The sequence below is a fragment of the Rosenbergiella metrosideri genome (assembly GCF_022602565.1).
In the GTDB taxonomy this organism is placed as follows: Bacteria; Pseudomonadota; Gammaproteobacteria; order Enterobacterales; family Enterobacteriaceae; genus Rosenbergiella; species Rosenbergiella metrosideri.
In genome coordinates this window covers 392147-415312 of the sequence record NZ_JALBCV010000002.1, presented here as the reverse complement: position 1 = coordinate 415312, position 23166 = coordinate 392147, and the positions used below count along the sequence as shown (strand labels likewise).

General features: G+C 49.3%; 6 protein-coding genes and 3 pseudogenes. 2 read left to right on the top strand and 7 right to left on the bottom strand.

The genetic code is table 11. The features are described 5' to 3' along the window. Positions 1–13 precede the first annotated feature (13 nt). The 7 genes and pseudogenes from MKR94_RS04405 to MKR94_RS04385 all read right to left on the bottom strand — a co-directional run bounded on the left by MKR94_RS04405 (position 14) and on the right by MKR94_RS04385 (position 20289). A complete protein-coding gene (locus tag MKR94_RS04405) occupies positions 14–1711 on the bottom strand; it encodes a ShlB/FhaC/HecB family hemolysin secretion/activation protein (protein ID WP_422047496.1) in 1698 nt (565 codons plus the stop codon). A gap of 202 nt (positions 1712–1913) precedes the next feature. Continuing rightward, positions 1914–3089: an HlyD family type I secretion periplasmic adaptor subunit gene (locus MKR94_RS04400; RefSeq protein WP_241645598.1), complete on the bottom strand. Its 1176-nt coding sequence runs from the start codon at positions 3087–3089 to the stop codon at positions 1914–1916. Next, a complete protein-coding gene (locus MKR94_RS04395; protein ID WP_241645597.1) occupies positions 3086–5263 on the bottom strand; it encodes a type I secretion system permease/ATPase in 2178 nt (725 codons plus the stop codon). Before MKR94_RS04395 ends, MKR94_RS04400 begins: the two co-directional genes overlap by 4 nt. A 129-nt stretch (positions 5264–5392) precedes the next feature. Further along, positions 5393–6991, bottom strand: a pseudogene (locus MKR94_RS17120) (FG-GAP repeat domain-containing protein); the annotation flags it as partial. A 453-nt stretch (positions 6992–7444) separates the two neighbouring features. Further along, positions 7445–15145, bottom strand: a pseudogene (locus MKR94_RS04390) (Ig-like domain-containing protein); the annotation flags it as partial. Continuing rightward, a pseudogene (locus MKR94_RS17425) lies at positions 15146–18895 on the bottom strand (Ig-like domain-containing protein); the annotation flags it as partial. Between the two features lie 101 nt (positions 18896–18996). Next, positions 18997–20289 carry a TolC family outer membrane protein gene (locus MKR94_RS04385; RefSeq protein ID WP_422047495.1) on the bottom strand — a complete coding sequence of 431 codons (1293 nt, stop codon included), beginning with the start codon at positions 20287–20289 and terminating at the stop codon, positions 18997–18999. Between the two features lie 905 nt (positions 20290–21194). On the opposite strand from MKR94_RS04385, the gene MKR94_RS04380 reads away from it, so the two are divergent. Further along, complete coding sequence (locus MKR94_RS04380; protein WP_241645595.1) at positions 21195–22424, top strand: mechanosensitive ion channel family protein; 1230 nt, start codon at positions 21195–21197, stop codon at positions 22422–22424. Positions 22425–22652: 228 nt separating this feature from the next. Beyond that, positions 22653–22958, top strand: a complete 306-nt coding sequence (locus MKR94_RS04375) for a hypothetical protein (protein WP_241645594.1) — start codon at positions 22653–22655, stop codon at positions 22956–22958. Positions 22959–23166: the final 208 nt, after the last annotated feature.

The following is a 23166-nucleotide window of genomic DNA, read 5'->3' as shown; positions in this document are numbered from 1 at the left end:
TTTCATCCCTGTATTAATACTGCCAATTGACGCTAAATCCAAAGGTCACCTTGTCAGTCTTAAACCCCTTGGGTTTAGCTAATGGCGTCCCTGCAAAGAGGTCATATCCCAATCCCATACTTGACAAGGATCCTCTTACCCCGACTACACTGCCCGCTAAATGTCGGCCAATCAGCGTAGAGCCGTCACTGCGCCCCCCGACTTCGCCATAGTCCGCGCCAAGATAGAGTTCTTGACTCGGCAGCGGCGTCTGCCATGCAACCGTATTTTGTACATACCAGCCGTGACTGGCACTGAGCGTTCGTTCACCGTTAAAGCCTCGAACTGTCCAACGGTTACCAATCGCTAACTGATCGGGAGAGGTTAATGGCGTCGAACTCTGTTGGCGAAGATAGGTGAGTTGATAACGGAAGTTCTGGTCAGCCAGCTGAAAAGGCCAGTCCAGTCCAAGGTTCCAAGTGAATATTTTACTTTTCGCCGTCGCGCGATAACCGGCTTCATATTGCTCTTCATAGGCGGGTAACGCTCCGAACCAACGGGTACCATGTTGGTAATTCACACTGCCATTAAGCGTAACGGGGCCAAAATAATGCCGATGGTCAAGACCTAACTGCCACGCACTGGTTCGTCGGCGTTGCACCTCAATTTCGCTTCGATCGATATAGTTTTGTAACTCACGGATCAGCAAGCTACTGCGCAGTGTGGTTTTACCGCTGGCGTTGCGCTGAATGACGCGACTTACCCCAACATTAAGATTTTTACTTTTTCCAGAGTAGCGGATATCACCGTTATATCCCGCCACATTCTGAACGTAGTCATATTCGCCACCTGTTACTTCAAGCAACCAGTAGCCGAGAGGAACAGAGTAATGGCCGTTGATATTTTTACTCTGTTTATGTCCTTTAAATCCAATGTCATGGCTGGCGGAAACATAGAGTAAATCACTGAGTGAAAAGGGATTATCCACGGCTAACATCCCACCGACTTGCGTACGACCTGTACTTTTGGTTCCCGAGTCGTCGGCCCAAAGATTGACCCGCCATATTTTCGCCTGTCGACGAGTGATGACGACGTCACTCTCACCCTCTTTTTCACCCGGGACAATTTCCATCGTATCTTCAACGGTGGGCAGGCGTTGTTGATTTTCAAGTCCTTGTTCGATATCACGCAGGTCCAATAATTTTCCAGAGGAGCCGGGGACTGACGTTGCCAAGGTTGCACGCTGATCAGAGCCTGCCGCATAACGCACTTGCCCCAACTTTCCAGCGACGACCGACAGCGTTAATTCTCCCTGACTGAGGTCTTGAGCGGGAACCAGCACGCGAGAGGTTACCCATCCGTGTGTAATCAACCGGTTTTGTATACGCCCCATTAACTGATTGATCCCTTGCACACCAAGACAGTGCCCCACCCCCTGATCGGCGATCGCCTGCACTCGAAACCACCAAGGTAAGGGATCGGTTCCAGTCAAATGCACTTTTTTAATCGGGAAGCACGGGCTTTCCTGAACAAAAGGACCTTCGATATTTTTCGGTAACGATTTATCGAGTGAGATATCGGGCGTCGCAGGCGTCAGTTGGGCGTCTTTGGCCGATTGCTGCGTCTGGATATGCTGTTGTTGCTGGTCGATAAAGGGGGCGGCGTAGGCTAATGCGGTGAAAGCTGTCAAACCGGCCGTTATCACTTGGATAGTATAAGAAAGGGGCTTCATCCTTGATGACATACTTGACTCTGAGATATTAAGAATTCGTTAAGAATAGTGAAATTTTACGTCAAAATATAACAAATAGCGTCCATGAGCAACGTTAATTATCCGAAATTGATGTTTTTTTGATCAGGGTGTGACGAAAGAAGATCAGTGAAGTTAGCAAGAATCTGACCAGACGGGGCTAACCCGCCTGGTCTATCAACGATTAACGTTCGCGTAACGCTTCTTTCGCTTTATTTAACGGCTTAATGAGATATTGCAATACCGTTTTATGGCCGGTTTTGATATCAACCGTTGCAATCATGCCGGGAAAGATGGGGAACTGCTTATGATCGCGGTTTTCCAAATGATTACTGTTGGTGCGGATATAGACTCGATAGTAAAAAATATCGCGTTTCACCTCATCTTGAATGGTATCGGGCGATATCATAGTAACCTCGCCCGGTAATCCGCCAAAAATGGAGTAATCATAAGCAGTAATCTTTACCATCGCCTTCTGACCGGGATGGATAAATGCCACGTCGCGGGGCGCGATTTTTGCCTCAATAACCATTTGATCATCGAGCGGCACCAAGGTCATTAACTTACCATTAGGGGGAATAACGCCGCCCACCGTGGTCACATCAATATCTTTTACAATGCCACGTACGGGAGCATTGAAGGTAAGACGAGTCAGTGAATCCTCCCGACCACGAGTAACGGAGCGTTGCGCTTCAATTTCTTCATTCGCTTTCGCTAACTCTTCACGGGCCTTCACGTAATACTGGTTTTGCATCTCGGTAATCTTACTTTCCAGATCGTTTTTCTGCCGCTGTAAGCGTAACACTTCCACATTGCTGGCCGCCCCCAATTTCACTAAAGGCTGTGTCATGGTCAGTTCTCGTTGCACTAACACCACCCCTTCGCGTAATCCCGCTAGCCCTTTTGCTAAACTGGCGCGTCGTGACTCATACAACGCGGTTTCCTGTTTAATCAATCCACTGTCATTCATAATCTCTGGAGGAAAGGTTAAAGGCGTACCATTCACTTCGGCATTCAACCGCGCCGCCGTTGCCAGCGCGGCATTCAATCTCGACTCGCTCTCCATCACACTGTACTGCGTTTTAGTCCGGTCCAACTGGGCAAGGGGTTGACCTTCTTCAACAATATCGCCCTCTTTCACAAATAAATTATGGACGATGCCCCCTTCCAACGATTGAATCACTTGTTCATGTGAGGAAGGCACGACTTTACCATTACCGGTTGTCACTTCATCCAAGTGGAAAAAACTCGCCCAAGTAATAAACACGCAGAGCAAGGCAAACAGGCTCCACGCAACCAGCGTTGAACGCGGTAATTTTGGTTCCCGTAAGCGACTGTTGTATTGATTAATTTCACTCATGCGTTGGCCTCTTCAGTGGTCGGCGTATTACGTAAGGTCACTCGACGCGTTGCCCCAGGGCGTGACAATCCACTCTGCTGTAAAATAGCGTCGCGCGGACCATCTTTGATAATTTTGCCGTTATCAAGAATGATAATCCGATCAACCAGTTCAAGGGCTGCTAGGCGGTGGGTGGCAATCACGAGTGTTTTGCTAGGATTGAGCCACTGGCGTAACGCATGAATAAAATGTTGTTCGCTCATCTCGTCTAAGGAAGCGGTCGGTTCGTCTAATAATAAAATGGAGGGCGAGGTTAATATTGCACGCGACAATAATAATGCCTGGCGCTGTCCGCCCGACATACCAAAGCCCCCTTCATTGACCAGCGCATTTAAGCCTAGCTTTTGGTTGCGCACAAAGTCGAGGGCTCCACTCAAGGTTAGCGCATGGTGGATCTCTTCATCGCTGGCTAACGGATTCCCCAGCGTAATGTTGTCGCGGATCGAACCGAAAAATAGCCGTGCGTGCTGGGTCAGTAATTGCATATCACGCCGTAAATCAGCAGGGTCGAGGTGGGCTAGTGCGATATCGTCTAACAAGATACTGCCCGCTTGGGGTTCTTGCATGGCAGCAAGTAACTGCAATAAGGTACTTTTACCAGAGCCATTGCGTCCTAATAAGGCGATTTTCTCGCCGGGTTTGATCGTCAATTGCGCAAGACTTAAGACTTCTGTTTTCTCTTCCTCGTCATAGTAGAAACTGACGTTCTTCAGCTGATAATGACCTTGAAGATGAGCTTTATGAACACGTTTACTGGCTAAAGGGTCATCGATCGGTCGTTGCATTAACTCATCCAGCCCTTTACGAGCGACTTTCGCTGATTGCCAACGTGACAGTACGCCAGAAATTTGTGACAGCGGTGCAATAGTCCGTGAGGCAAGAATGGAAGTTCCCACCAGGGCGCCGGTGGTCATATCCCCACTCATGACTAAGTAGCAACCCACAAGCAGTACCACGGCATAGACGATCGATTGGACTTCTTGGGTCCAAGTCATCAATAAGCCGGTCAGCCAGCGTTGTTTCATACCAACCGTTGCGGCTACATCGTTAGTGTTGTTCCACTGATTCTGAAAACGCTGCTCCGCGCGCATCAGTTTAATGTCTTCAATGCCCTGTACCGCTTCAACTAACGTCGCGTTACGAATCGCCGACTCACGCATCCCTTCTGCCGATAATTTAGCGAGGGGAATCTGGATCAATAATCCCGGAATCACTAACAGTGGCACGGCTAATAACACGACGAACACGAGCGGCCCGCCGATCATCCATAAGATCGCCACAAAAAATAAGAAGAAAGGTAAGTCGGAAAAGGCCGAGATGGTGGTCGAGGTAATAAGCTCACGCACCGACTCTAGCTCTCGGATTTGTGAGATAAAGGACCCTGTTGAGCGGGAACGCTTACCATTCTTGATCCGCAACGCATGGGCGAATACTCGTTCGGAAATACGTAAATCGGCACGCTTACCGATCACATCCGAAATATGCACACGTAACATGCGCATCGTAAACTCAAATAAAATGGCAATCATGACGCCACTGAAGAGTACCCAAAGCGTTGGCACAGATTGTGCAGGGACAACACGATCGTAGATTTGCATTGAAAAAATCATACCTGACAACGCCAACACGTTGGCGACTAGGGCAACGATCATGATATCGCTGTAGCGCCGCCAATCTTTAAGAGCGAGCTGCCAGAACCAATTTTTTTGATAGGGTTGGATATAGTCATCAACGCGCGCATCACGCACCGATTCTACCGGTCGTAATACAATGATACGTTGCAGGCGTGCGGCGAGTTCTTCCCGCGTTAGCCTGGTCTCTAAGCCTTGTTCACCGCTAAATTGAAGGCTAAGCGAACCGCTATCATCCATTTTGGTGATGACGGCAATCTGCTGTTCGGTCAGTTCCACCACTAAGGGCAAACGATACGGGTCAAGAAGATGCGGATCCGCCGCCACAGTGCGCAGACTAAGACCCAATTGTTTCGCCATATCTTCCAATACCCATTGTTCCGGGGATTGGCTTTCATGATTAATGGTCATCCGGACATGTTCTTGAGAGAAATCCAGACGATAAAATTTTGCAACACTCAACATCGCCTGCAACCAAGGCTCATAGTAAGGATGCGTTTTCATAACAAATACCTACTCAAACAACTCAATAGAAGTCCTCGCCGGCGGGGGATTCGTCGGTTGAAGACGACCCCGCCGAGGACGGTAATCAATGAAAAGAGTCCCCATGGGCTACCCCATGGGGAGAGGCTGCTACACCACTAACAGCTGGTGATTCGCCAGTAAGGTCGCTAAGTCAGTCTGCACCCCATTCAGAGTGACTACCGTTGTGGCATCAAACTGACTGCCGGTTCCATCTCTGTCGATCTGGATCTCGGTATTGCTGCCATTGTGAACAACATGTAAGTAATCGGTAATATTACCGGCACTTGCACCAATCGTTGCCACGCCGTCAACATAACTGGCTGAACCATCCCCTTTATAGCCGGAACCGCTCAATAGCTCCCTTAAGTCGATACGGTCAGTATCCGCTGTGGCTTCCCAACTGCCGACAGTGAAGCCATTCACGACGTCACTCCCATTTCCACCTGTTGCATCAGCGCTATTGATCAACTTATACAACATCGTATCGTGACCGCCATTGCCAATATTAAAGGTGTCGTTACCGCCACGGCCTTCGAATTGGTTATCCCCTTTATTTCCGGTAATAACATCATTGAAATCGGAGCCGTTGATCCCCTCAATATTGACTAAACGTGATGTATTGAAGCCGGTATCCTGAGCCGAGGAAATGCTGAGGTCGACTTTGACTCCCGCAGTGGCATTACGATAATCCACCACATCGACCCCTCCGGTACTGCTCCAGCTATCATGGTCAGAACGGGTCGTCCAGCCACCGCCGCCGTTATAGGTATAAGACCCCTCTTCTGCCACAAAGGTATCGTTATAACCTGTCCCGCTTAAGGTACCGCTGTGACCGCCTGTTGCGGCATCAGCCGTTAAGGAGTAGCTCTCTTTTCCATTACCCGCTGCGAGGTTATCCCAGGTCACATTGTCCGACCTCCCATTAGTAATTTTTACTAATTGAGCCGAATACGTATCATTAGGATTTAAGCCATAGAAACTTACTAATGCTGAAGTGTCGTTCACACCAATGCCTGATTGCGCATTAATAATTTGTGAGGCCACTAACTTACCAGCGGAGTTGTATAGATTAACGGTATTTCCATAAAAAACATTGATCCCTTCACTGTCTACGATGCGTAAATGCATGGCTGTGCCATCAGCAATCTGGTTATTGTTCTGGATTAATACCACTTTACCGTTTTGCTGCGAAACCAGCAGGTCTTGTGTGCCATTCCAGTCATAATCCATTGCCGCAATCCCCGTCACATTCACCAGCTTACTGGCCAAATTACTCGCCGTGAAAATGGCTCCGTGATTGTTATTGGTAAATAGCGTTGCCGTTTGTGCCCCACCGAACGTGCTGAATTTCACCACATCCATTTGGCCATCACCGTTCCAATCGACGGCTGTGGAGAGATAACCTTGCGTAGCACCCGTTGATTCAATCGCCGTGCCGGTGGTAGCAAGTTTACCTTTCCCGTCGTTGTAATAGATAAGACCCGGGTTGCTTTTATATCCGCTCGCAATATACAGATCCATGTAACCGTCGCCGTTAAAATCCGCCCAGGTCATGGACGCGGCATTGTTACTGTTCGCTCCGTTACCCACAAAAACGCCGGTCACATCCTGTCCAACCGCGAGGCTACCATCACCCTTGTTATTAATAACCGTTAAGGTGTAAGCGCCCCCGCGGTTAGTGTGCTGAACGATATCCACGGTGCCGTCGTTATTCAGGTCAACCCCTGAAATTTCACGGCCGGAATCAAACTGCCCGTAAAAGGAGCTTTCTCCACCGGTCCCATCTGGCGTTAACACTCCTTTGTTGTTGTTCAGATAAGTCAATGAATCCATCCCCGCATCGCCATAGGCTAAGTCGAGGTAACCATCTCCTGTCCGGTCATAAGCCATAACGCCGCCGTACCAGATTGTTGTTCCCATGGCGAGTTGCTTGGCATTGTAATCAGTGCCATCAAAGCTCCAGGTAATCTGTGTACTCCCGCTATAGGTTGTTTCGGTGCCGTAAAGGGTTTGTACACCGCTACGATCAACGTCAGCCCCTGTCATACTGACCAGCGATGCGCGCTTATCGATTAACTTATTCGCGTCATAGCTTGAGACGTCGTTACCATTGAACATTTGGCTATTCGTACCGATCGTCCATAACCCTTGGCTATTGGTACCAATCAGCATGGTGGAGTTATGGGCCGCACCCGCAGTCGTTGCCCAATCGGTGTTCACGCTTTCGGTGTTGACCACTAGGCTGCCATGGGCAAGGCCTGTGGTGTTACCGTTACCCGCACTACTTTTGATTTGCGCCGTCACGTCGTAACTGTTAACCGCCAATGCAGCGCTATCAGGCACCTGAAGGTACCAAGTGTTGTGGGCATAATCGACCACCACGGCGCCATCGTTTTCAGAGGTATAGGTTTTTCCGTCAACCGTGACTTGAATATATTCACCCTTCTCAAGGCTCGCCGAGACAGTGCCTTTAATAATGGGTGTCGTATCCGAAGTCGTCACCGTATCAATGGTCGCAACCGTTGTCGGGATTGTCGTATCGACCTTCATATTGAAGGCATCGGAGTCGGTATAGTTACCCGCAAGGTCCATAACGCGCACAAAATAACTGTGTTTGCCATCGGCCAGACCGCTGTCTTGGTATGTCCAATGCGTCGCATCAGTCATCGTGGCGAGCCCCAGCAGCACACCATCACGGAAGATCTGCACAATATCACCTTTAGCAACTGCTTGAGTCAGGGTGCCATTGATAACAGGTGCTGTATCATCCGTTGCCACTTTCGCACCGAAGTTACCTTGACGTTCACCTTGATCGTCCGTGTAGCTGACAATACTGCCATGGCTGGCTGGTGCAGTCGTATCCACCGTAACGGTCTGATGTGCGACCGATCCCACATTACCTGCTTGGTCAATAATGCGGACTTGATACTGATAGTCGCCATCTGTAAGGGTACGGCTGTCACTATAGGTCCACTGCTTATCGGTGACAGTGGCATCCACCCACGTTTGCCCGCCATCAAGGCTAATCTGTACTCGCTCATCACTCGCCAATGCACTGCCCAACGACCCTTTCAAGGTCAGTGTTTGGTCAAGGGTGATAAAGTCGCTTACAGACTGTCCAGTATCCTCGCTAATACCATCAATGGTAATACCATAGTCAGGGGCTTTGGTATCGACCGTGACTTTTTGCGAGGTGGTGGCCCCGATATTACCCGCTTCGTCAATGACCCGAATTTGGTAGTTATAGACGTCATCTGACAGCGTACGACTTTCTTGATAGTGCCAAGTGGTACCCTCTACTACCGCATCGGTCCACGTGTTACCGCCATCGACACTGACTTGGACATATTCGTTAGTATTTAAGGCTTTACCTAATGAACCTTCTAAGGTGTACGAGGTTTGATTGGTTAAAAAATCATGCGCATCAAAACCGCTGTCGACAGTAATGTCATCAACCGTGACTTTCTCTGCCACATCTGGCGCAATCGTATCAATTGTCACCTGTTGATGGGTAAAGGCCCCGACATTGCCTGCCGCATCAACCACCCGCACCCAATAGGTGTAGTTGCCATCTGCTAAGGTACGGCTATCAGTAAAGTTCCATTGCGTGCCGATCACATTGACATTCTGCCACGTCTTACCGTCGTCAAGGCTAATCTGCGCATACTCATTTGCCGAGAGTGAGGCACCGAGTGACCCTTTGACCGTGAGTGACGTGTCGCTGGTAATAAAGTCGTTACTGTTCAGACCGGTATCTTGATCGATACTATCGATTGAGATCGTTTTCGCGCTATCTGGAACTTGCGTATCGACAATGACCACTTGGCTGGCGGTCGCACTGATATTACCTGCCTCATCAATGACCCTAACTTGGTAATTATATTGACCATCGGTCAGGGTCCGGCTATCGACATAGGTCCACGTTTTATCGCTTACACTGACATCTACCCAGGTTTTCCCGCCATCAATGCTGACTTGTGCATGATCATCTTTACCCAGCGCTGCGCCCAAGGTGCCCGTGACGGACAGCCGAGTATCACTGGTGATAAAATCATGATCCGACAGGCCAGTATCCCGAAGAATCCCATCAATAGTGATCGTGGCTGCATCAGGTGCTGTGGTATCAACTATGACTTTTTGTTCAGCGGTCGCGCCGACATTCCCTGCATCATCGATGACTCGAACTTGGTAATCCCAAGACCCGTCAGCTAAGGTACGTCCATCACTAAAGGTCCAGTGAGTGCCAGTGACAGTGAGGGTTTGCCAGGTTGTACCGCCATCCAGACTGATTTCGGCATGTTCATCACCGGCTAAGGCAGCCGTTAACTTACCGTTTAGCACCACTTTTGCATCGTTGGTGATGAAATCCGTAGCACTCAGCCCAGTATCATCTTTCAATGCATCAATAGTAATTCCCATACTTGGGGCGGAAATATCAACGTTTATGCTGTGAGCCGCCGATCCACTGTTACCGATGCTGTTGGTGACCTGCGCTTGAATTGCATAAGTTTCACCATCCTCGAGCGCAGTGACATCCTTACTACTGACCGTGGCTTGCCAATTTCCTTTATTATCGACGACAGCGGTGTAAGTCTTACCATTTAACGTAATCGAGACCTGTTGGCCAGCTGGTGCGGTGGTGGTACCACTGACGACTAATGGTTGGCTATGTTCCGCTGCATTCACCACATCATCTGCCGCAAAGGTATTAATGGTTATCGTCGGGACGTCACCATTAAGCGTTACGGCATGGGTTGCTTGACCTGGGTTGCCCGCTTTATCGGTCACCGAGGCCGTAACGGTGTAGTCCCCATCACGGAGTCCAACAAGGTCTTGCGCCGAAACTGCCACGGACCACTTACCGTCTTTATCGACCGTAGTGGTATAACTATGGCCATTAAAGGTCACGGTTACTGACTGCCCCACTTCCGCCGATGTACTGCCGCTGAGCGTTTGCCCCACTTTCTGCTCATCGCTGTTGATAATGTCATCGCCAGCCACGGTATCGATAGTGATCGTTGGTGCTTGAGTATCCACGGTGAGGTCATGAGCAGTATGTCCCTCATTCCCAGCACGATCCGTTACCGATACGCTGATACTGTTGGTCCCTTGAGCGAGGCCTTTTAGGTCATCACTCGCGACAGATACCTGCCAAGATCCATCAGCTTTCACCGTAGTGGTGTAGTGGTGGCTTCCTAAGCTGACAGTCACCGTCTGGCCCGCTTGCGCCGTGGTACTGCCCCCTAAGACCAGAGGCTGTTGTTGCTCTGCCGCATTGAGCACATCATCGCCGGCAACAGTGTTTATACTGATAACCGGGGCCGTGGTATCGACCGTAATAGCATGAACAGTACTAACATTATTACCGACATCATTAGTCGCCGAAGCACTTACCGAGTAGATCGCCTCACCCAGATTCGCCACATCAGCGGCAGGCGCTACCGTACTCCAATTGCCTTTGTCATCCACTGTTGCAGTGTATTGATGGCCGTTAAGGTTCACCGTGACCTTAATGCCCGAAGCCAGTCCCGTCGCTTGACCGGTGATCGTGAGATCTTGGCCTTTTTCCGTGCTGTTGATGATGTCATCGCCAGCAATGGTGTTAATCGATAAGGTAGGTAGCCCTGTGTCCACCTTAATGTCGTGGCTGGCACTGCCCACATTACCCGCACTGTCGGTTACGGTGACTGCAATCGTCACGTTACCGTCTTGCAGTCCGGCGATCACCGAAGCAGGCACACCGACACTCCAGTGACCCGACGCATCCAGCACCGTGTTATAGGTATTGCCAGCAATGGTCACTACCACGCGGTTGCCCGCTTCGCCACCGGTCGCCCTGCCGGTGATAACTTGCGCTTGGCCGTGCTCGGTGACGTTGATGACATCATCCCCTGCCACGCGATCAACCGTGATCACTGGCGCTTGCAGATCCACTTGAACGTTGTGTGTCGCCTCGATGCTATTGCCCGCTTTGTCTGCAACGCTTGCGTTGACAGTGATTTGTCCATTGTTTAGCGCCTGCAGATCGGCCGCTGGGATCTCAACCTGCCAGTGGCCTTGTGCATCAACAGTGGTCTGGTACTTCTCACCGTTTAGGGTCACCGTCACGGTTTGACCTGCTTGCGCCGTGCTGCTGCCGCTGATCAGCTGGTCACTGCCCGCCTCTTTGGCATTCAGAACGTTATCTTGCGTAAGGTTATCGATCGTCAGGCTTGGTGCCACGGTATCGACCAGGATCTCGCGGCCCGCTTGCGCACTGTTACCATTTGGCGTGGAGACGCTGACCTCAACGTTGCGCTGGCCATCGTAAAGCCCAGACATATCCGCGGCAGGAACTGTCAACGTCCAGCTACCGTCGCTGCCGACAGTGGTGCTGTATTGGTGTCCGGCAAATTTTACGGTCACGGTGCTGCCTTCTGCTACATCGTGCGTGCTGCCACTGAGTGCCAGATCTTGGCCTTTTTCTGCGGCATTCAGCCTATCGTCACTGCTTACGGTATCGATGCTGATCGCCACCTCTGCCAGATCGACGGTGACCGGATGCAAGATAGCCACTGGGTTACCGGCACTGCTCTCTCCACTGACCGCAATTTGTACGCGACCTGCTGCCCAAGTGCTGACATCGCTACTCGGCACTGCCGCGCTCCACGAGCCATCCGCCAGCACTGTGGCGTTGTAGGTCTTACCGTTAATGGTGACAGTTAAGGCACTGTTTGCGGCAATCCCTTGGCTCGAACCAGTAATGATCAGATTTTGGTTGTGCTCAATGGTGTTGATGATGTCATCGCCCGCCACGGTATCAACGCGTAATCCCGGTAAGTTGGCATCAATACTGATGGCATGCTCTGCATGGCCGGTATTGCCAGTTTTATTAGTGACCGAAGCCTCGACAGTCAAGGCACCGTTACCCATCGCCGTGAGATCGTCACTGGATACCTTAACACTCCAGGTCAGATCGTTAGCCACGGTGGCGGTGTAGGTGTTGCCACCCAGATGAACCGTCACGGTATCGCCCGCGGCCGCGCCACTGACTTTACCGCTTAAGGTTTGCCCTGCCGCTAACTCACTGGCGTTGATCACATCATCGCCTGCGACAGTGTTAATGATAACCAGTGGCGTCTGAGTACCAACCGAGAGGGCATGAGAAGTACTGCCACTATTTCCGGCATCATTCACTGCTGAAGCGGTGACGACGTAATTCGCCTCCCCTAGGTTGGCGGCATCGGCGGCTGGGATCACCGTGCTCCATTGACCTTTATCATCCACGGTCGCAGTGTATTGAAGGCCGTTCAGGTTAACGGTGACGGTTGCGCCCGAGGCCAATCCAGTGGCTTGACCGGTAACAGTAATATCTTGGCCTTTTTCCGTGCTGTTGATGATGTCATCGCCAGCAATGGTGTTGATGCTCAGTACCGGTGCGGTTAACTCAACATGAATATCGTGGGTGGTGCTGTGGCTATTGCCCGCTTTATCAGTAACCGTTGCCGTAACCTGATAATCGCCTTCGCTCATAGCTGAAACATCGGTTGCCGGAATGCCGAGACTCCATTGACCTTGTGCATCAACCACCAGGTTATAGGTTTTACCGTTCAGCGTTACCACAACGGTATCACCCGTTTCTGTACCACTGGCCTTACCTTGAATGATCAGGGCTTGACCATGCTCGGTAGCGTTGACGATATCGTCGCCAGCAACGGTGGCAATAGTGGTTACTGGCGCAGTCACGTCGATAAGCAGGTCGATCGCCGAGGTTGAGCTGTTTCCAGCGATATCGACGACGCTAGCTGAAACCTTGTATTGCCCGTCTTGTAGGGCCGCAACATCTTCTTGTGGTACGGATACCGACCAAGACCCGTCAGCCTCAACGGTTGCACTGTACTGTTTACTGTTGAACGTGATATTGACCGTCTGCCCCGTTTGCGCCGAAGTCGTTCCCGTTAACGTCAGCGGCTGTTGTGCCTCTTGAGCGTTTAGGAGGTTATTGGTGCTAATCGGATCAAGCTGTAACATTGGCGTTGCACTATCGACGATATAGTCATGGCTTGCCTGCACACTGTTACCACTGTCGTTATGGACGGAAACCTGAACTTGCGCACTGCCTTCTTTAAGATCAGCCAGCGCTGAAGAAGGGACGTGTAGGGTCCAGTTGCCTTTGGCATCCACCACCACCGAATAGCTTTTACCTGCAAAGGCGATGACTACAGTATTCCCCGGTTCAATATGGCGGGTACTGCCCGAGAGCGTGAGGTCTTGCCCTTTTTCTGCAGCATTAATGACGTTATCACTGGTCACAGAATTAATGGTAATGGATGGTAATCCTGTGTCGACCGTAATATCGTGGCTCGCTTTGCCCACATTCCCCACGCTATCGGTGACTGTGACGGCGATAGTCACATCACCGTCTTGAAGACCCGACACGACGGCGGCAGGAACACCAATACTCCACTTTCCAGCCTCATCTAAAACCGTGGTGTAGGTTTTTCCGCCAATTGTCACGGTAACAGTATTGCCTGCCGCGCCGCCTGTGGCACTACCACTAATGATTTGTGCCTGGCTATGTTCATCAATATTAATGATATCGTCGCCAGCCACTTTATCAATGGTCACCACCGGTGCTTGAGCGTCGACGGTAAAGCTATGTTCAGCTTGCGTGGTATTGCCTGCTTTATCGGCAACGGTCACGCTAAGGGTGGTGTCGCCTTCACTTAATGCTTGCAGATCGGTAGCAGGCACTTTGACCTGCCAATGGCCCTGCGCGTCAACGGTCGCCTTATACTCTTTACCCTGTAGACTCACCGTGACTTCTTGGCCAGCCTGCGCCGTACTGCTGCCGCTAATCAGCTGGTCGTTAGCCGACTCTTGTGCGTTAAGGACGTTATCTTGCGTCAGATTATCAATCGTTAAGCTAGGTGGTACGGTATCCACTTGAATTTCACGGCCAGCCTGCGCGCTATTCCCCGCTGGGGTTGTGATACTGACATCCACATACTGAGTCCCGTCAGCCAGGTCGACCATATTCGCCGCAGGAACGGTTATCGCCCATTTACCCTCACTGTCCACGGTTGTGCTGTACTGATGCCCAGCAAAGGTAATCGTTACGTCACTGCCTACGGCAGCATCATGCGTACTTCCACTCAGGGCCAAGTCTTTACCTTTCTCCGCGGCATTCAGCATATCGTCACGACTGACGGTGTTGATACTGATTGCAACGTCGGCAAGATCAACGGTGACAGGATGTAGGATATTAACCGGGTTACCCGCGCTGCTTTCACCGCTAACTGCAATTTGTAGACTGCCGGCCGGCCAGGTGCTGACATCGCTGCTTGGGACCGCTGCACTCCAACTGCCATCCGCCATCACGTTAGCGCTATAGGTCTTACCATTAATGGTTACGGTTAACGTACTGTTCTCGGTAAGGCCTTGGCTTGACCCCGTGACCAGAAGATTTTGGCCGTGCTCAATCGTGTTAATAATATCGTCACCGGCGACAGTGTTGACACGCAGCCCCGGTAGATTGGCATCAATACTTATTGCGTGTTGCGCATGACCGGTATTGCCATGTTGATTGGTGACTGAAGCGTCGACCGTCAATGGACCGTTACCCATTGCCGTGAGATCGTCACTGGACACCTTGATGCTCCAGGTAAGATCTTTTGCCACGGTTGCGGTGTAACGATTTCCTCCGAGCAGTACGGTAACGGTGTCGCCCGCGACTGCACCGCTTACTTGGCCACTAAGTGTTTGTCCGGCGGCGAGCTCACTGGCGTTGATAACATCATCGCCCGCAGTGGTATTAATGCTGACTGTCGGTAAGTGTGTATCGACAGTCAGGGTGGTCGAGGTTGTGACAGTGTTGCCGACACCATTGGTTGCGCTCGCAGAGACTGAAAGTTGCCCTTCGGGTAAGGCGTTGGTCTCTTGGGCGGTCAAGGTCACTGACCACTTACCCTGATTGTCAGTGGTTGTTGTATAGGACTTCCCTGCCAAGGTGACCGTCACCGTTGTCCCTTCTGCCAGATCACTGCTCTGACCAGAAAGTGTTAACGGCGATTGGTGCTCATCGGCATTCACTACAGCGTCAGTGGCAATTGTCGCAAAGACCAGTACAGGGTCTTGGGTATCAACTGTGACATCGTGGGTCGCGGTACCAGTGTTACCCGCCTTATCGGTGACGGTCACACTGATTTCGGTTTTGCCTTCTTGTAGCGCTGCGATCGCTGAACTTGGAATACCCGTACTCCATTGTCCTTGCGCATCAAGGATTGCGGTGTAGGTTTGGCCATTTAAGGTGATTGTAACCGTATCGCCGGCTGCCGCGCCGGTCGCCGACCCGCTAAGAATTTGTGCTTGGTGGTGTTCAGCCGCATTGATGACATCATCGCCTGCCAAAGTATTGATAGTGACCACTGGCACAACCGTATCCACAGCAAAATCATGGGAAGCACTAGAAGGGTTGCCAGAGATATCTGCGACGGTGGCCGTAACGGCATTCTGGCCTTGGGGAAGCGCAGCAAGATCGTCAGCCGGGACGCTAACCTGCCAATGCCCTTGTTTATCAACTGTTGTCGTATACTCTTTACCACCCAGCGAGACGGTGACGGTCTGACCCGCTTCAGCAGTCGATGCTCCGGTAAGCAGTAACGGCTGTTTCGCTTCGCTTGCGTTAAGCAGGTTATCTGCTGTGACCATATCAATAGTGATGGACGGAGGCTGGGTATCCACTGTGATAGTGCGAGAACTTTCTGAACTATTGCCACTCTGATTGGTGACAGTCGCCGAAATATCGGTGTGCCCCTCGGTTAACCCACTCATTGCTGACGCTGGCACCGTGACATGCCAAGAACCCTCTTTTTCAACATTTGCAGTAAATAACTGCCCAGCAAACTTAATGATGACACTCTGTCCGGCTTCAACGTGTTGTGTTTTACCCGAAAGGACTAACGCTTGCTGTTGCTCAGCCGCGTTGATCATGTCGTCGCTCGATACCGTATCAATGGTGAGCGCAACCTGATCATTATTAACCGTGATAGGATGGGTGATTGCCGCATTGTTACCGTAGGCGTCGCTTGCCGTTGCGGTAATCGTTAACGCGCCAGCAGGCCAATTAGCCATATCCGCCGCCGGAATACCAATTTGCCAGTGCCCTTGATTCTCCACCACTGCACGGTAAACGATTTGATTAACCGTCACGCTAATAATCGTGCCAGCATCCAAATGTTCACTGTTGCCGGTGACAGTAAGATCTTGCTGCTGTTCAAGTGCATTGATCACGTCATCACCAGAGACTGTATCGATACGCAGCCCTGGACGTTGAGCATTGATATCAATACCTAGTGAGTTTTCGCCGGTGTTTCCGTGGGCATTTGTTACCGATACATCGATAGCAATTTTTCCGTCACCCAATGCTGCCATATCGGCTGCAGGAATAGCGGTATGCCACGTTAAGTCTTTTTCAACTGTGGTGGTGTAGGTGTTGCCGCCAAGAGTGACCGTAATGCTATCCCCTGCCGCAGCGCCGACAACCCGACCGCTGAGTGTCTGATCGACAGCAATTTCCTCATGATTGACAAGGTTATCGGTCGCAAAGGCATCAATGGTAACTTGCGGCAGATGGGTATCAACCAATACCGTGGTTTGCGCGCTTCCTGGATTACCCGCGCTGTCTGTACCTGTCACGGTGACGGTATACAGAGTATTATCGAGATGCATCACATCTGTCGCAGGCACGGTAATTTTCCATCCCCCCTGCGCCACGGTAGCCTGATAGTCGATATGGTTGAGGGTAACGGTAACGACTGTGCCATCCGCTAAATTACTCTTACCACTCAAGGCTAAGGGCTGAAGGGCTTCATTGGCATTGATGACATTATCTTGGCTGATTGCCTCAATCGATAAGGTGGGTGCCGCACCACTTAGCGTGAAATCATGCGTGGCCGTCCCGGTATTTCCTGCGGCATCTGTGATCGATACGGTGGCAGAGTGTTGTCCCTGTGCGAGGGAGGCAAAAATTGCTGCAGGGACGCCGACACTCCAAGTCCCGTCGGCGGCGACCACGCCATTCAGGACGGTATCACCAATAGTCACCTTGACGAGATCTCCCGCCGCCACGCCCGTCGCTTTACCGGTAAGCAGTTGTGCGGTCTGTTGTTCGTCGCTATTGACGACATCATCCCCGGCAAAGGTATCAATTGTGATCACTGGCGAAGCCGTATCAACGATAAAATGGCTGCTCGCTGTCGCGGTATTGCCCGCTAAGTCAGTGATGGAGGCGGTATAGCTGTAATCGCCATCCTTTAGGCTTTTGACCGTTTCGGCTGGCACAGAGACCTGCCATTTACCTTGATCGTCAACGGTCGCTTGGTAGGTTTGGGCGCCAAAGGTTAGGGTTACGCTTGACCCGCTGGCAGCATTCGATGTCCCCGCTAGCGTCAATGCCGCTTGGTGCTCCGCAGCGTTAACGACTTGATCGCCAGCAACGGTATCCAGTGTTAGGGTCGGTGCTTGCGTATCTACCGTGATATTTTGCGTTTGGGTGATCTGATTACCCGTGCTATCCGTTGCGGTGACCGTTACAGTCCAATTCCCTTCGGTAAGAGCTTTCGCATCATCAGCTGGCATGACGACACTCCACTGGCCTGATGAGTCAACGCTTGCCGTGTAATTTTTACCGTTAATCGAAACCGTTACGGGTGTCCCTTCGGCCAGCTGTTGGCTTAATCCAGAGATCGTGACATCGGCTTGATGCTCATCGGCATTGAGTTGGTTATCACCCGCTATGGTATTAACCACTAGCTGAGCTTTAGCGGTCACGATGGTGACGTCGATCGATCCAGCAGAGGTCGAGGCTGAACCGTCAATTTGTGTCACCGACCAGCTGTGTGCGCCATCTGTCTGCGTCGGAAGGTTGACGGTCCAAGTCCCTTTGCTGTCAACCATCGTGCTGGCAATGGTGTTACCTTCTCCATCTTTAATTTGGATGGTGGCACCCGGCTCTCCCGTGCCGCTAAAGGTAGGGGTATTGTCATCGATGGTGCTTTGCGCCGTCACTAAGCCTTGTTTATCGCCTTGATTATCTGTGACCGTAAATGTCGGTGTGGCCTTTTCAACGGGTTGCGTATTATCAATAACTTTAGTTTTAGAGTGCCCGCCGCCGCTAGACAGTAACGCACCGAGTGCGCCGCCCCCAACCGCTGCACCGGCAATCCATCCCCAAGGAAGATCGCTTAATACCCCTTCCTGGGCCATAAATGGCTCAATAGTGTCAATCGGCGTGCTGTGTGCCACTAATGGCGTCGCACTCAAATCCGCACCTTCTGCCACATCTTCAAAACTAATATGCGTGAGTTGATTATTATCGTTGAAGACTAATTCCGAATGGGCATGAGATTGCGCATCTTCAACAAAATAACCATTACAGCGAATGACGCTGCCATCTTTCATATAAATCAGGAGATCTTTACCCTGACGAATATATTTCACTACATCCTGTGCTTGCCCGTGAATCTCTACAACGCTTGGTGCCTTCAGGGGTAAAGCCATATTACCTTGTGCGTGTAAAACGGATTTTTCTGCCGTTTTCCGCGCGATAACATCGATATCAAATGTTTTCACATTATTCTCCTGGTATAAAAAAACTATGTAGCAACCCTGAGCAAGTCATTTCTATTGCCCTAAAAGCCCATAGCGATGGGTAAATTGCTGTTGTGTTTAATTTAATTAAGGTCGGGCAGTGTCGCTCGTGTATTTTTTTCGATCCCTAATAACGGTAATAAGTTATCAAGTGAAGTTGCATAATTAATCGCTGCGGTCCATGCATCATATTGAGAATTAATCTGCGAAGAGGTAGCTTGCCAGACATCTTGCTCAACACTCAGCAGATCATTAATACTTCTTTTATTTAAGGTATATTCATTTTTATAAACTTCACGGGTTTGATCGGCATTAAGGACTTGTTGTTTATTCACATCGATTCGGGCCTGTGCGCCTAACCAATCAGCTAAGGCAACGGAGGCTTTTTGTAATACGTCAAAGCGTGCTTGGTCCACTTGCGTTGCCGCCACTTCTTTCGCGCCTTGGGCCTGCTTAACTTGAGCTGACACGGCACCGCCTTGATAAATTGGCGCATCAACGTTGAGCTGAATTTGATTATCCCAGTAAGATCGATTACTGGATTGATATCGGGTGCGTCCCCCGCGCACGCTAATCGTAGGCCAATATTGCGCCCGAACTTTTTGAATACCGTATTGCGCAGACGACTCCATCTCTTTCGCAGCCAGTACAGAGGGGATTAACGAATAATCGATATCGTTAAGTGACGTATCTTTAATCGCAAGCGTCGTAGGTATAGGTGCGTAGTCTGAGGCGTTCATCCCCGTTAATACCGCAAGCTTTGCCCGCGCACTCATTAAGGTGGCTTGATACTGTTGCAGAGTCGCTTGCATACCGGCTACCCGCGTCCGCGTTTGCAGCTCGTCCGATGTCGAACTTAACCCCGCCTGCGCACGCAACTGGGCCATACGCGAAACACTTTGTAGCGCCACGATATTTTGCTGAGCTGCCTGTACTAGAGCGCTATAGCGCTGCACTTCGACGTAATCTAGCGCCGTTTTTTCTGCAACGGAAGAGAGCGTCGCCATCAGTTGATAACGATAGCTGTTACGCTGAGCCTCACTTTGGTTAATCGCATTATTGGTTTTGCCAAAATCATAGACAAGTTGAGTCAAACTCATTCCCCATGTCGTAGAGTTGCTTAAGGAACCACTGGAATCTGTCGTCTGACTATGGCCTGCACTGCCACTTAATGAGAGCTGCGGCATCCATGCACTGCGAGCCTGATCAATTTGCGCTTGGCCAATCCCCACCTGAGCAGCTTGTTGCCCCACCGAAGGATCCCGCTGAAAAGCGAACATAATGGCATCCTTTAAGGTGGTCGTCGTCATGGGGGCCGCCCAACCAAGTGGGGTTTGGGCTGCGCAACTGAATGTTTGGCCAACAGACAACATCATCATCGCCATCAAGCCTATTTTTACTTTCTTCATTATTTACTCTCAAAGTAATGCGGTCTGGTTAATCTCAATAGGCGAATGACTGACATAAGAATTGTTTACCCGCTATCAACACGGGTATACAGATGAACTGTTTATTGCCTGAACGAAAATAGATACCGCTTATTTAACGTTTATTATTTCAATAAAATAAAAAATAAAACTGCATATTTTCTTTATTGGAAAGAATTCACATTTTATTTATTCACTGATCTAGAAAAATGTTGCTCGCCAACCTCATAATGAGGCTGCGTATATAGTAATAATCTTATCAGAAGAAAAATTATTCAGCTATAGCCAATACTTTTTATCGATTGCTTTGTAAAGATAAAAAAAATTAATATGTTTATTTGATCTACATCAAAATCAATTATATTAATGACTGTTTAGTAAGGGTTTTTCTAATAACAAAAAAACTAATTATTAACAAATAAGAGGGTTAGGACAGCAATATTGAGGGTAAAAAATTGTTTTTTTTACAAAAGAAAAGTATTGCAAATAAGTCCATACGCACGAATAATCAAAGTAAAAATCAAGAAAACAGATTTTCGATAATTAATATTATAAATATCAACGTAGTTTCATAAAAATATTTTCTCCCACCTCACTACTCCGAAAACTAGAGCCCGTTTAGTAAGTGTTTACCCTTTCTGCGACGAAAAGTTAGCGAATTCTTTGCATAGTAAGCGTTTTAACCTTAATAGTCATGCATAGGAATACCTTAACGAAAGCTTCATTGAGTAATATTTTTGGTAAACCTGGGTTTTTTCACTTTAATAGTGGTCAAACCCATTTTTAGGCTAGAAAAAAACTAAAAAAAATTTGATGATCGCCCTCCTTAACGTCGACAACTACTGAGTGTTTTCATGCAAGATCTTTTGACTCTGTGGCACTGGGTACTTAACACCCCAGTGACCTACTCTCTACTCGCCGTAACATTGATGCTACTCGCAGGGTTTGTCTCCTCTGTGATCTGTAAATTCTTCTTACTTAGCATTGTGCGAAAATTTATTTTGCATACCAACAGTCAGCGCGATACTCAGAAAAAAGACTTACGCATCACCCGTAGGCTGGCGAATATTATTCCGGTGGTTACCGTCTATTTCCTTTCTCAACTCATTCCTGGGTTGTCAGAAGGCTTGGTCGAAGCGATAAGGACCATTTGTGGGGTGCTCTTTATCGTCAATATCACGATGCTGATCAATGAATTGTTGGATACCACTAAAGATGTTTATGCCCGCAAGCATGGTTCTAAGGCTGGATCGATTAAAGGGTATGTACAGATCGGTAAAATAGTCGTGTCGTCGATTGCTACCATTCTGGTGATTGCAACCTTATCGAATAAATCTCCGGGCATCATTATTTCGAGTTTAGGTGCTATTGCTGCGGTACTGATGCTGGTGTTTCAACATACACTTATTTCGCTTGTTGCGAACATCCAGGTCTCCTCTTCTCATGTCATCCAACTGGGTGATTGGATAGAGATGCCCGTCGCCAATATTAGTGGTGAGGTGACCGATATCGCCTTGCACACCATCACCATTCGTAATTGGGATAACACGCTATCACAAGTCCCTACTAAAAACTTTATTACTGAGACTTACACTAACTGGCAACCGATGTTCACTTCCGGTGGTCGACGCATTAAGCGCAGCTTCTTCATTGATCAATCGAGTATAGCGTTTGCAACCCTTGCCTTAGCCGAGCGTCTTGACGAACAGGGTTCAATGATCAGCGATAAAATCGCCGACTATATTCGGCAAAATCTTGCCCTTTCCTCTAATCAAGGTATAACCAATTTAGGGCTTTATCGTGGCTATATATTGAGTTATTTGCGGCAGCGAGAAGATATCTGTAACGATATGTATGTGGTGGTTCGCCAACTCAGTCCTACCGCTGAGGGGCTACCGATTGAGATCTACTGTTTTACCTCCAATGTGTTTTGGAATGAATATGAAGAGACGCAATCCCAAATATTTGAATTTATGTACGCAACTGCGGGATTTTTTCAACTCGGTATTTTCCAGCGCCCTTCTGGTAGAGATATAACGGGGCATTTACCCATGGAGATTCCTAAGCGGGTGAGTGACGAATAAAGTTTTCTTCAAAGGCTGAGGGTAGCTCCCTTAGTCTTTCCAATTACGATCGCCAGCAACGGCCCGCTAAGCTTTTACGCGATAATTTTACCTTGTCTTCAGTATCCTCTTGCCATCAGTAAATATAGATTGAAAATTTCAATACTAATCACCTTGCTAAGTCTTATACTTATTCTCGGTTTCATTTACTCTATGTTCGGTTAATTATTATTCAGTAAGGGATTATCCATGTCTTCAAAAAAATTTATCTCGGCATGCGTGTGGATGGTTGTAGGAGGGATTGTCGGCTGGTTAGTTAACACTGCGACAGTGGGAAAATATAACGTGATTAACGCGACCTGTAGTGTGATCAATACAGCCGTTGATAATCAGTTGTTGGCACAAGACCAGGTGCGGTCTCTTGGACAAGCTTCACAGAAACTTTTATTAAATACCGCTGCGGGCGATGCGTTCCAATTGGATGAAAAACAAATTCAAGCGGCATCGAATAACTCAAATTGCTCACAGTTTATGGTGGGAATGAGTAGTCATTGATTCAGTATCTCGAACAATAGGAAGGAGTGTCTCTTATCTCATTCTATTAAAAGGTCTGATTCATCAACTCTCTCAACGCAATTAGGTAGGAACAGAAGGAGACTGGAGGGGACGTTTTTCGGCAACAAAAGAAAAACCGCCTTTCGGCGGTTAAGCAAATTTGCACAGAGTGCTCATTTTTATACATTAGAATCGGTGGTGCCCAGGG

Excerpts from the sequence above, each read along its gene's own strand:
- MKR94_RS04395 (WP_241645597.1), bottom strand. The coding sequence starts at position 5,263 with ATGAAAACGCATCCTTACTATGAGCCTTGGTTGCAGGCGATGTTGAGT.
- MKR94_RS04385 (WP_422047495.1), bottom strand. The coding sequence starts at position 20,289 with ATGATGTTGTCTGTTGGCCAAACATTCAGTTGCGCAGCCCAAACCCCA.
- MKR94_RS04400 (WP_241645598.1), bottom strand. The coding sequence starts at position 3,089 with ATGAGTGAAATTAATCAATACAACAGTCGCTTACGGGAACCAAAATTA.
- MKR94_RS04380 (WP_241645595.1), top strand. The coding sequence starts at position 21,195 with ATGCAAGATCTTTTGACTCTGTGGCACTGGGTACTTAACACCCCAGTG.
- MKR94_RS04405 (WP_422047496.1), bottom strand. The coding sequence starts at position 1,711 with ATGAAGCCCCTTTCTTATACTATCCAAGTGATAACGGCCGGTTTGACA.
- MKR94_RS04375 (WP_241645594.1), top strand. The coding sequence starts at position 22,653 with ATGTCTTCAAAAAAATTTATCTCGGCATGCGTGTGGATGGTTGTAGGA.